11 protein-coding genes and 2 pseudogenes are annotated in these 11,543 nt (G+C 62.5%); 11 read left to right on the plus strand and 2 right to left on the minus strand.

Features of this window, described 5'->3' with window-relative positions; all coding sequences use genetic code 11:
• Nucleotides 1–415: 415 nt before the first annotated feature.
• Nucleotides 416–691 (plus strand): annotated as a pseudogene (locus tag BLT09_RS35965) (transposase); the annotation flags it as partial.
• Here the strand turns inward: BLT09_RS35965 and BLT09_RS35595 are convergent.
• Together BLT09_RS35595 and BLT09_RS29375 are read right to left on the minus strand one after the other, a co-directional pair.
• Nucleotides 685–1,074: pseudogene (locus BLT09_RS35595) on the minus strand (diguanylate cyclase domain-containing protein); the annotation flags it as partial. The pseudogenes BLT09_RS35965 and BLT09_RS35595 sit on opposite strands and share 7 nt — an antisense overlap.
• Before the next feature lie 115 nt (nucleotides 1,075–1,189).
• The gene (locus tag BLT09_RS29375; RefSeq protein WP_091599956.1) at nucleotides 1,190–2,995 is read right to left on the minus strand and encodes a hypothetical protein; all 1,806 of its coding nucleotides are present in this window, start codon (nucleotides 2,993–2,995) and stop codon (nucleotides 1,190–1,192) included.
• A gap of 129 nt (nucleotides 2,996–3,124) precedes the next feature.
• Between BLT09_RS29375 and BLT09_RS29380 the strand changes: the two genes are divergently transcribed.
• The 10 genes from BLT09_RS29380 (at nucleotide 3,125) to rpsT (ending at nucleotide 10,916) form a co-directional block, all read left to right on the plus strand.
• Complete coding sequence (locus BLT09_RS29380) at nucleotides 3,125–4,111, plus strand: glycosyltransferase (RefSeq protein WP_091599958.1); 987 nt, start codon at nucleotides 3,125–3,127, stop codon at nucleotides 4,109–4,111.
• 23 nt (nucleotides 4,112–4,134) lie between these two features.
• Nucleotides 4,135–4,836 (plus strand): class I SAM-dependent methyltransferase, encoded by a 702-nt coding sequence (locus BLT09_RS29385; RefSeq protein ID WP_091599960.1) that lies wholly within the window; start codon nucleotides 4,135–4,137, stop codon nucleotides 4,834–4,836.
• 4 nt (nucleotides 4,837–4,840) lie between these two features.
• Complete coding sequence (locus BLT09_RS29390) at nucleotides 4,841–5,200, plus strand: DMT family transporter (RefSeq protein ID WP_091599962.1); 360 nt, start codon at nucleotides 4,841–4,843, stop codon at nucleotides 5,198–5,200.
• A 246-nt stretch (nucleotides 5,201–5,446) separates the two neighbouring features.
• Nucleotides 5,447–5,869 (plus strand): pilus assembly protein N-terminal domain-containing protein, encoded by a 423-nt coding sequence (locus tag BLT09_RS29395; RefSeq protein WP_091599964.1) that lies wholly within the window; start codon nucleotides 5,447–5,449, stop codon nucleotides 5,867–5,869.
• A gap of 152 nt (nucleotides 5,870–6,021) precedes the next feature.
• Nucleotides 6,022–6,579, plus strand: a complete 558-nt coding sequence (locus BLT09_RS29400) for a TadE/TadG family type IV pilus assembly protein (RefSeq protein ID WP_091599966.1) — start codon at nucleotides 6,022–6,024, stop codon at nucleotides 6,577–6,579.
• Between the two features lie 35 nt (nucleotides 6,580–6,614).
• Entirely contained in the window at nucleotides 6,615–7,235 is a 621-nt protein-coding gene (locus BLT09_RS29405) for a TadE/TadG family type IV pilus assembly protein (protein ID WP_091600048.1), read from the plus strand.
• 234 nt (nucleotides 7,236–7,469) lie between these two features.
• Entirely contained in the window at nucleotides 7,470–8,702 is a 1,233-nt protein-coding gene (locus BLT09_RS29410) for a phosphopentomutase (RefSeq protein ID WP_091599968.1), read from the plus strand.
• Nucleotides 8,695–9,597: a bifunctional DNA-formamidopyrimidine glycosylase/DNA-(apurinic or apyrimidinic site) lyase gene (gene mutM, locus BLT09_RS29415; RefSeq protein ID WP_091599970.1), complete on the plus strand. Its 903-nt coding sequence runs from the start codon at nucleotides 8,695–8,697 to the stop codon at nucleotides 9,595–9,597. Before BLT09_RS29410 ends, mutM begins: the two co-directional genes overlap by 8 nt.
• 75 nt (nucleotides 9,598–9,672) lie before the next feature.
• Nucleotides 9,673–10,446 carry an enoyl-CoA hydratase gene (locus BLT09_RS29420; RefSeq protein ID WP_091599972.1) on the plus strand — a complete coding sequence of 258 codons (774 nt, stop codon included), beginning with the start codon at nucleotides 9,673–9,675 and terminating at the stop codon, nucleotides 10,444–10,446.
• Nucleotides 10,447–10,649: 203 nt separating this feature from the next.
• Nucleotides 10,650–10,916 carry a 30S ribosomal protein S20 gene (rpsT, locus tag BLT09_RS29425; protein ID WP_023802137.1) on the plus strand — a complete coding sequence of 89 codons (267 nt, stop codon included), beginning with the start codon at nucleotides 10,650–10,652 and terminating at the stop codon, nucleotides 10,914–10,916.
• The last annotated feature ends 627 nt before the right edge of the window (nucleotides 10,917–11,543 follow it).

The following is an 11,543-nucleotide window of genomic DNA, read 5'->3' on the forward strand; positions in this document are numbered from 1 at the left end:
CCCAGGGTAAGACGCGTGACCTTCGTGCCATGTGCCTGTCGCATCTACGGCCGCACCCTCCGGGGTGATATCGGGCTTCGGGTCCATGCGCCCCCTCGCCCGGTTGCGGCCGCCTCATATGCGCTTGCTGTTCGTCAGGCCGGCACTTTGCTTGCAGCTTCCTTCAGACCCCGCCTCGCGGCGACGCCCTTGCTGTTCGGCTAGCGGTTCCCATCACCCGGGCCCGCAGAGGACTTGCACCTCCAAGTCACCTCGACCGCCACCACAGCGGCCGAAACAGCGCCAGTCACGGCGCTACGCGCCATGCCTGGCGCACGCATGGATCCCAGGGTCTGCGCTGCGTCGCTTCGCTCCTTGCTCCGCCCTAGGATGACGAAGACATGGTGGCTTGTGGCTAACCCGGATATCTCACACAGACGGCGGGACGATCACTTCGGATGCCGGCGCGCTTCTGCTGGGGCTGACGGACCGGGCGATCGGACTGGTCGGCCGCTTTGCCGTTGCTTCACGGACGCGCGCAACGGGGACTTGATCGAGCATGAAGTGAAGACACTGGTTGGCCAGCGCATCTTCGCCATGGCGCTCGGCTATGAAGACCTGAACGACCACGACGAGTTGCGCCACGATCCGGTGATGGCGGTGCTGGCCGGCAAACTCAAGGCGCGGCGTCCCCAGAAATGCGCGGTCGTAGGGCGCCGAAAGAATCTCGATCAGCATGATCGCGCGCTCGGCGGCGGCTTCCTCGGAGAACACCATCGGATACAGGAATGCGAACTCATCCGAGCCGACGCGCGCGACGGTCGAGCCCGCGTCCATCGCCGCGCGCAGCCGCATCGCGACCTGGACGAGGATCGCGTCGCCGGCCTTGCGGCCGAACAGGTCGTTGATCGGCTTGAAGCCGTCGAGATCGAGGATGCCGACCGTAAAGGGAGCGGGGTCGTCTGCCCGGTTACTGATGAGCCGGTCGATCTTGTCGGAAAAACGCCGGTGATTGCCCAGCGCCGTCAACGGATCGGTGAAAGCAAGATCAGTGCTTTCGCTGCGGTCCGGGCCGTGAGCGAAGGACGGCTGCATCAAAATTCCTGTGTGCGCGCAAAATACGGGGTGATCGTGGCAGCAAAACATTGATGAAACGTATCGGCACCACTTGCCGAATCGATGATCGTTCGATTGGCGCGCGGCTGCCGGTTCAGTGAACCCGGTAGAGGACGAGTGGCTGGTCCAGCGTCTCCGATATCGGCTCAAGCCAGGACGGAGCGTCCCCCTTGACGATATCCGCCATCAGGCCGTTGGGCGCCCAATCCACCAGCGACCCGGTCTCGTCATTTCCGGGACAGAAGGCGAGCAGTCCGATCTTCTCGCGTCGCATGACTGCATGCGCCTGATCAGGCGTTCCCATGAAGGCATCGAGCACCGCGATATTGCCAGCATTGTTGCGGTGATAAGGCCCTGCGAGAACCCGGTGAGGCGTCGTCGCGATCATCGGTGCGCCAAGGTTCGAGATCGTCAGCACCGTGGTCGGCGGCTGTTGGGCCAGCAAGGCATAAGTTGCATCGGCGGTACAGGACAGTTTGCCCTTGCCGGCGGTTGTGGCGCCAGCGTTCTGCTTCGGCGCGATGGCATTGGCGATCGCATGCGAACCGGCGCTCCATACCAGCGTCAGCGAAATCAGCCAGGCGAAGACCATTTTGAGCGTCGCCTTGGCGGTGCGCCCCTGCGCATCGCGCCTCGCGGCTGCCACCATTGCGGCAAGCGGGATGATGGCGAACGGCAGCGAGAAACTCGTACCGCGTATCTGCCAGACGCTGACGGCGGTGGCTGCCACCAGGAAGCCGAGAAGCATCACTTCAGGCCGTCGCACGCCGTGCCGCAGCGTCGCCGTGACAAGTATCCCCACAGCAATGGCCGGCGTCGCATAATTCTGGGCGACATTCTCGGGTTGCAACGCGACTATGTTCCATAGCGGTTGCGCCTCGGCCACAGAATTCAGCCAAAAATCGCGCATCCTTGGATCGAGTCCGACAAAAGGGTCGCCCAAGCATTGCGGGGCGATCAGGATCGCGGCGGCGCCGACGGTGATCGCCAGGATCAGGAGACCGGCAAGCCGCGCCGGCATCCCCTTCGAAATAGTGACGGTGGCAGTGGCGGCAAGCCCGAGCCCGCCCAGCAGGGCGACCACAGCCAGCCGTGCCGAATAGGCGTCGCACTGCGCGATCCACCATGACGATGGCGGCACGGTCGCAACGAGCGCGAGAGCGGCCGCGCCGGCGAAGCCAAGGCCGAAACCGATCGCATCGCCGGGACCGTCCTTGCGTGAAAACAACAGCGCCGCCGCCGCGCAAGCGCCTGCCACCACGACATAAGGCGCGGTCTCCATGCCGATCGCCAGCATCAGGGCAGCGCAAACGCCGCTGCCCGCTGCCCTGCGCCATCCGGGCGCCAGCAGCAGCTTCACCATGGCCAGGGCGAACACGACCTGGAGGTTGTGATGGTCCAGCGCCCGCGCGGTAAACAGGCCCATGGCATTCAGCGTTATGGCGCCGATCACCAGCGCCGGAAGCATTGTGTGTGGACCGGCCAGCAACCGCGCCGCCCGGACGATGAGAAACAGCGCCGCGATGCTGAGCAAGGCCGGCCAAAGTATCTCGGCAACCACCTCGCCCGCGGCCATGCTGCCGGTCAGCGCCGCCACTGCCAAAACGATCGCCGCAATCGGCACGTCGACGATGCGCGACCAGTGCATGACGAAGCCGCCGTCCGGCCCCATGCGGTACTGGTGGAGGTCGAACCACGATTGTCCGCCCAGCCAGTCGCGGATCTGCGCCAGCCGCATCATGCTGTCGTTATCGCCGCCAGAATCGAACAATGCGGGGAAACCGGTCGCGGCCTGCGCACCGACCATCACCAGCGCCGCGAGCAGGCTCGCGGCGAGGTCGGCCTTCCAACCTTCAAGACGCGACGGCCGCGCGATAGCGAGCGTGGTGGCGTTGGACATGTCGATGGTTCCGGTGAATTCGTCCCAACTTAAACCTAGCCTTAACGGCTTCAATAAATAGTAAAGCTCCAGGTGCGGAGCGGACGCGGACCGGTCGCGGCCCATTCTCCACCCCGCCGGAGTTCCACGATGCCACACAGCACGCGTCCCGACCTGACAATCGCGATCCTGATTCCTTGCTACAATGAGGAACAAACCATTGGCGACGTCGTGCGTCGCTTTCGCGAGACGCTGCCGGCCGCAACAGTCTACGTCTACGACAACAATTCGCGCGATCTCACCGCGCTCAAGGCGCGCTCCGCCGGCGCCATCGTGATCCGCGAAGCGCGGCAAGGAAAAGGCAATGTCGTACGGCGCATGTTCGCCGATATAGACGCCGATATCTATCTCATGGCCGATGGCGACGGCACCTATGCGCCGGAAGACACGCCGCTTCTCATCAACACGCTGATCACCGAGCGCTGCGACATGGTGGTCGGCACGCGTCGCGGCGTGACCGCGGATGCTGGCCGATCCGGACATGCCTTCGGAAACCGCATCTTCAACAGCCTCTACAAACGCCTTTTCGGACGCGACTTTACCGATATCTTCTCCGGCTATCGCGCTTTTACGCGACGTTTTGTGAAGAGCTTTCCGGCCGTCTCCGGCGGATTCGAGATCGAGACGGAAATGTCCGTCCACGCCTCGCAGCTCAAACTGCCGGTCGCCGAGATCCTGCTCGACTATGGCCGCCGGCCGGAAGGGTCGTCGTCGAAACTGTCCACCGTCCGCGATGGCGCCAAAATCCTGCTGATGTTCGCGATGCTGATGAAGGAGACACAGCCTTTCCGTTTCTTCGGAGCCATCGCCGCCGTACTCCTGGTTGCCAGCCTGATCCTGATGGCGCCGGTGTTGGTCGAATATTTCGAGACTGGCCTGGTCCCGCGCATGCCGACCTGGGTGCTGTCCATCGGCTTGCTGCTGCTCTCGGTACTGATGGCCATGACCGGGCTCATTCTCGACTCGGTGTCGCGCGGCCGGGCGGAACAGAAGCGTATCTTTTATCTCTCCCTTCCGACTTTCGGCGCGGGCAAACCCGACGCGATCATCGGCGCCAGCCGCCGCGACGTAGCCTGACGTCCACCATCGGAGCCGCACCCGTGAATAGAGAAACCACAAACCGCATCCGCTTCGTCCTCGAGGATGTGCTGCCGCCGATCGTGCGGGACTCCGCCCTGTTCCGGGGCGTCGCCAGTATGGCCTGGGGCGGCCACATCACCCGGCTTGCGGCCTTCCGTGAGCGTGCGCCGTTCCTGACGGCCGATGAATACGAAACGCTCTATCGCGAGCATCCGCGCGTGCATGAGGGCACGGACAATTCCGAAGCCTGCATCGAGCGCATCATCGCCGACACGGTCGGCGACAGCGTCTGCGATGTCGGCTGCGGCACCGGCGTATTGATCAAGCGCATCCGCGAGGCGCGGGATGGCGCCGGCCATTATACCGGCGTCGACTTCGTGGTGGCGGACGCGGCGGCGATCCCCGGCGTCGACTACGTTGCCGCTCGTATAGAATATCTGCCCTTTCCAGATGCGGCCTTCGACACGGTCATCTGCACGCATGTCATCGAACACGTTCTGGAGTACCGGCAGGCGATCGCCGAACTGCGCCGCATCTGCCGCACGCGCCTGATCATCGTCGTGCCGCGCGAGCGCGAATACCGCTATTCGTTCAACCCGCATTTCAACTTCTTCCCCTACACGCATTCCTTCCTGCGGGCCGTGCATCCGGTGCCGCGGAATCATGCGTGCGTGGATATCGGCCGCGATATCTATTACTCGGAAGACCGGCTGGAAGCCTGAAGCCGTGGGAGTCTATTCGTTTCCCGTTCTCGCAGGGCTCGTGCTGACGCCTCTGCTGATCTCGGCGGGTCAGGTGCTGTTCAAACTGACCAGCGCGCGGGCCGGCGGCACGGACGTTCCGAGTGTGCTCGCGCTGTTCGCCGACCCTTACCTGATCGCCGCCTTCGCCATATACGGCTTTGGCACCATCGTCTGGATCTATGTGCTGAAATCCGTTCCGCTGACGGTCGCCTATCCGTTCATGGCGCTGACCTTTTGCGCCGTGCCGCTGCTCGCCTGGTCGCTGCTCGGCGAACAACTCAGCCTGCGCTACGGGCTCGGTGCCGCGCTGATCATCGCCGGACTGCTCGTCGTCAACGGTTGACGCCCCTTTAGCTAATCCCCAGCGTCAGACATGGCGGCTGCAGGCCGGCCGGCAGCGCGACCGTCAGTCAAAGAACCTAATTCCCTGTGCAGAGGAACTAGGAGAGGGCGGGCCGCTCCTGGCGATCCCAGCTCCCAGGCGATCAAACTGCCGAGCCGACATCTTCACAGCTCCCCTCCGCTTAACCCTTGCTTCACCAATCTCGTTCATGTTCCGTTGAGCAAATTGCCGCCGTGGAGCGCTTCAATGACCGGGCCGAGATCGTCCTTTCCGTTTGCCGCGCTGCTTGCCGCCACGGCTCTTATCGTGCCGGCCAAGGCCGGCGCCGGCATCGAGGTCACCATGAACCAGGCGAAGATCGTCAAATTGTCGCGCGCTGCCGATACGATCGTCGTCGGCAATCCGGCGATCGCCGACGCCTCGGTGCAGGATGCTTCGACGATCGTGCTGACGGGCAAGGGCTTCGGCGTCACCAATCTCGTCGTCCTCGATCAGGAGGGCCGTCCGATCGTCGACGAGCAGATCACCGTCGTGCGACAGGACGCGTCCTCGGTGCGCATCTATCGACGCGCCGAAATACAGACCATGTCGTGCACGCCGTATTGCGAAAGCTCATATAAAAGCGAGGCGGAGAAGACCTCGGAAGCCGAGATGAGCGCCGGCCAGTAAGCGACCCGACCGTTTCGTCTCGCTGAAAAAGCCGCTTCGGTTATCGGCCTGTTAAAACCTCCCCTTCGAATTTAACGATCATCAAAACCGCACTTCAATGGGTTTGCGCTAATGTTGCCCGACACCCCCTAAGGGATCGGCAGGCACGGGACATGAGCAAAGCAGGACGATCAAGCCTTTCAGCGCGCTTCCTTGGCGACCGGCGCGGCAGCACCGCTTTGGAGTTCGCGATGCTTGCGGTGCCATTTGCGCTCCTCGTCTTTGCCATACTGGAGAGCTGCATTTCATTTGCCGGGCAAGAGGTGATGGCCAATATCACCGACGATGTCGCGCGCCAGCTGCGGACTGGCCAGATAAGGCAGGCCAACGTGACCGAGGCGACGCTGAAGTCCATGATCTGCAGCCGGCTGGAGATCATGGTCGCCAAGGACTGCCCGGGATTGGAAGTGGATCTGCGCGCGTATCCGAGCTTCGCCGCTGCGGCCCAGGCGGGCTTCAATATCCAAGACGGCGAAATCGCGTTGACCGGTACGACCCCCGCGACTTTTACGGTATCCCCGGGCTTGGCTGAATCGATAAACATGCTGCGGGTTTTTTACAAATGGCCCGTCATGACCGATTTCATGGCCAAGTCGATGGCCAATCTGAAAGACGGCAACACGCTGCATTTCGCATCGATGACCTGGAAGAACGAGCCGTTCGACGACTGAAAATGCAAACCGCTGCGTGGGAAAAGGACGATAGCATGGGGCGTGCGGGGGCACATATGAGGACCGCTGGGATCTGCGCGAAAGCCATACGGTTCTGCCGTGATCGCCGCGGTGTCGCGGCGGTTGAGTTTGCCTTCATCGTGCCCGTCCTGCTGATGATGTACTTCTTGACCATGGAAGCCTCGCAAGCCATCGAGACCAACAAGAAGGTCAGTCGCATCGGCAGCATGGTGGCGGATCTCGTCACCCAGCAGCAGACCGTCACGCCAGCCGAACTCGATGCGATCATGCAGATCGGCAACTCCACCCTTCAGCCGTACAACCGATCGGACCCGGAAATCATCATCACCGCGATCCAGGTGACGAACGAACCGACGCCGCGGGTGCTGGTCGCCTGGTCACGCAAGATGGTCGGCGACGCCTTCAGTGCCGGCGCCGCCAAGGAATCCATCACCACGGTTCCACCGCAGCTTGGGGTCAAGGGCACGTTTCTCGTTCGCGTCGAAAGCAATCTGGCATACGAGCCGATCATCACCTGGTCGGCGGATAGTGAAAAGCGGCTTGGCTTCAGTTCGGCTTTCAACTCGATATCGATGGGCGAAACTTATTATCTCAGGCCCCGCAGGAGCCCGACGATTACCTGCGACACCTGCTGAACGACGGCGCCCGATCGCCATTGCTATCGGCCTGACACCAGGCGCACGATAGCCGCGGATGCCTTGCATGTCGCAAGTGAGTTCCCTTTCGTTTTCGTCGATCCACGCCGATGCCGGCGACAGTTCCGCCATCGCGCCCGGATGTGCACACAGCCGTCTGGTTCCGAATTGCCAATGGCGGCGCGGCCGCCTATGTCTGGGCGGACAGACAAACGATAATAATGATCCCCTGCAATGGCGCGCGCCTTCCTTTTTGTTCTCGATTCCTTCGGCATCGGCGGCGCGGCCGACGCCGAGCGCTATGGCGACACCGGTTCCAACACGTTCGGACACATCGCTCGAGCCTGCGCGGAAGGCCGGGCGGATCGCGAGGGGCTGCGCAAAGGCCCGCTTTTCGTACCCAACATGCTCTCGCTCGGCCTGGCGCAGGCGGCGAAAACCGCGACAGGATTCTGCTTCGACAGCGGCGGCCTGCTTGCCTCCGCCTTCCACGGCGCGGCGCAGGAGATTTCCAGCGGCAAGGACACGCCGTCAGGCCATTGGGAAATCGCCGCCTTGCCGGTCCGCTTCGACTGGGGCTATTTCCCGGACACGGTTCCCGCCTTTCCAGCCGACCTGACCGAAGCGATCATTCGCGAAGGAAAGGTGCCGGGCATTCTCGGCAATTGCCATGCTCCGGGCACCGAGATCATCGAGCGGTACGGCGAGGAGCATGTCCGCACCAGCAAGCCGATCTGCTACACTTCGGTCGACTCCGTCCTGCAGATCGCCGCGCATGAAGTTCACTTCGGCCTGAAGCGGCTCTACGAATTCTGCAAGGTGGTGCGCAGGCTGGTCGATCCCTTGAACATCGGACGGGTGATCGCGCGGCCTTTCATTGGCGAAACCGCCGCCAGCTTCGAACGGACGCACAACCGCCGGGACTATTCGGTGCCGCCGCCCGAACCGACCCTGCTCGACCGGCTGACGGCGCGCGGCAGCCGGGTCATCGCGGTCGGCAAGATCGGCGACATCTTCGCCCATCGCGGCATTTCGGAAGTGCGCAAGGCCGCCGGCAACATGGCGATGTTCGACAAGGCGCTCCGCGCGATGGATGACGCGGGCGACGGCGACCTCGTCTTCGCCAATTTCGTCGATTTCGACACCGAGTTCGGCCATCGGCGCGACGTTGCCGGCTATGCCGCTGCGCTCGAGGCCTTCGACCGGCGGCTGCCGGAGGCGCTTGCACGGCTCAGGGAAGGCGACCTTCTCATCCTCACGGCCGACCATGGCAACGATCCGACCTGGCACGGCACCGATCATACGCGCGAACGCATTCCGGTGATCGGTGCCGGACCTGGCTTAGGCGGCGACATCGGGTTGAGAGCGACGTTCGCCGACATCGGTGAAACCGTCGCCGAGCATCTTGGGTTGGCACGCGGCCGTCACGGCACCTCCTTCTACACAGCGATAGGCGGCCATGCCTGAGTTGCCTGAGGTCGAAACGGTGCGGCGGGGCCTGCAGCCGGTTCTGGAAGGCGCCCGCATCGCCCGCGTCGAGGCGCGCCGGCCCGACCTGCGCTTTCCATTTCCCGAGAATTTTTTGGAGAGGCTGACCGGCAAGACGATTACGGCGCTCGGCCGCCGGGCCAAATACCTGACGATGCACCTGGAAGGCGGTCCGGTGCTGATCTGCCATCTCGGCATGTCGGGCTCGTTCCGCATCGAAACGTCTGATGACACGCCCGAAAGCAGCGAAATGCTGCGCGCGTTCTCTCATGAGCGCCCGAAAAGCGCGGTGCACGACCATGTCGTCTTCCATATCGTCTCTCCCCAAGGCGCTCGGTCCCGGGTGACTTTCAACGATCCGCGCCGTTTCGGCTTCATGCTGTTTTCCGAAGGAGCGCCTGACACGCATCCGATGCTGGCGGGTCTTGGCGTCGAGCCGACAGGCAATGCGTTGGACGGCGAACTGCTCGCCTCGCTGCTGAAAGGCCGGAAGTCGCCGCTAAAGGCAGCACTTCTCGATCAGCGGCTGATCGCCGGGCTCGGCAATATCTACGTGTCGGAGGCGCTGTGGCGCGCCGGCCTGTCGCCGTTGCGCGAGGCGGGCACCATCGCAAAGCCTGGAAAGAAGGCCAAACAGCAGCGCGACGCCCTGGCCGAAGCAATCCGGGCGGTGATCGCCGATGCGATCGCCGCCGGCGGATCGTCGCTGCGCGACTATGTGCAGACCGACGGGTCCCTGGGCTATTTCCAGCATTCGTTCGCGGTCTATGATCGCGAGGGCGAGCCCTGCTCCAAGCACGGCTGCAACGGCCATATAGAGCGCATCGTGCAAAGCGGGCGTTCCACCTTCTATTGCCGGAGCTGTCAGTTGTGACTTAGGGGGTGTAAGCCAGGTGCCAGGGTGAACGATGCCTGATGCAAGGAGATGACCGAGTGAGGAGATACAGTCATGGCCTATGAAACGATTATCGTCGAAACCCGCGGCAAGGTCGGGCTGATCACGCTGAACCGGCCGAAGGCGCTCAATGCGCTGAACTCGCAGGTCCTGGCGGACGTGGTCGCGGCCGTGAACGGCTTCTGCGCGAATGCCGACATCGGCGCGATGGTCATCACCGGCTCCGAAAAAGCCTTCGCGGCAGGTGCGGACATCAAGGAAATGCAGGCGATCTCCTTTGTCGACGCCTATGTGCAGGATTTCTTTATCGGCTGGGAAGAGCTCACCCGGGCGCGCAAGCCTGTCATCGCGGCGGTGGCCGGCTATGCGCTCGGCGGCGGCTGCGAACTGGCGATGATGTGCGATTTCATCATTGCCGCCGACAATGCCAGGTTCGGCCAGCCCGAGATCACGCTCGGCGTCATGCCGGGCATGGGCGGATCGCAGCGCCTGACCCGTTTCGTCGGCAAGTCGAAGGCGATGGACATGTGCCTGACCGGACGGATGATGGATGCGGCGGAAGCCGAGCGTTGCGGCCTGGTGTCGCGTGTCGTGCCCGCCGGCGAGCTGCTCGAGGAGGCGTTGAAGGCGGCGGCCAAGATAGCCGATTTTTCGCTGCCGTCGGTGATGATGGCGAAAGAGGCCGTCAACCGCGCCTATGAAACGACACTGGCCGAGGGGCTGCGGTTCGAGCGCCGGCTGTTTCACTCACTGTTTGCGCTCGATGACCAGAAGGAAGGCATGGCGGCCTTTGTCGAGAAGCGGAAGCCAAATTTCTCGAACCGGTAGCCAAATTTCTCGAACTGGTAGATGGCGACGACATCAGCCGGGAGCGAGCGACAGCAGCGGCCAAAAAGAAGGCGAAGCAGCGTTGACGCGCCGGAAAAGCTGAACTATAAGCCGCACCAACCGAGGCGGCCCTGTGGCTGCCCGTTTGTTTTTTGCGCCTTGCGGCGTCCCGCATGCGCCCACCAGATCAGAAGAGAGGCATCATGGCCAATACCTCCTCGGCCAAAAAGGCAACGCGCAAGATCGCCCGCCGCACGGCGATCAACAAGAACCGCCGCTCGCGCGTGCGGACCTACATCCGCCAGGTCGAAGAGGCGCTCGCCTCGGGCGACAAGGCGGCCGCGCAGGCTGCTTTCAAGGTGGCTGAGCCGGAATTGATGCGCGCCGCGAGCAAGGGCGTGGTGCACAAGAATACGGCATCCCGCAAGGTGTCGCGCCTGGCCCAGCGCCTCAAGGTGTTGTCGGCCTAACCCGGATATCCGGGCCGATATACCTTTACTAAACTTGTCCTTTTCAGACCCGGCCGCTCGTGCCGGGTTTTTTCGTTTGCCGGCAAGTACTTAAAAAGAAAGCCCGCAAGCAACACCCCGCACGATTTCGAAGTTCGAATTGCTTTGCCGGCATATACATGCCGGCTGACAGGCGCAGCCGCTGAAAGCGTTCACGGCGAAAATATCAACTGTCGACAATCACCTTTATTTTTCAAACGGTTGCGGACGGTCATCCACAGCTTGTTCACATCGGGTGCGAGGGATGGGGGACAATTGCCTGTCAAGAAAATTATTTGATAAAATTTCGCGCGACGCGGCCTTTTTCACATTCGCCGGAAAAGGGTTTGAATCACAATGGGTTTGTCAAAACAAGCCAGTGCAACGCAGGCTCCGAACACGTTTGCGCTAACCACATTCCTTAAAAATCCGTTAGTCGTGGCCTTGCCCTATCCACAGCGATTTCGCTAAGGTCTGTCTATCGAGAGGGACGGGCCGTTGGCCCTTAACCCAGCCTGAATCGGCCAGCACAAAATGGCAGAATTCATGACGCGGATCATCTCCGCGTACGGGTTTGGTTTGCCTTTTCGATACGGTAGGGGAATGGCG

Origin of the sequence: Mesorhizobium muleiense, from assembly GCF_900099905.1 — a bacterium.
GTDB lineage: Bacteria > Pseudomonadota > Alphaproteobacteria > Rhizobiales > Rhizobiaceae > Mesorhizobium > Mesorhizobium muleiense.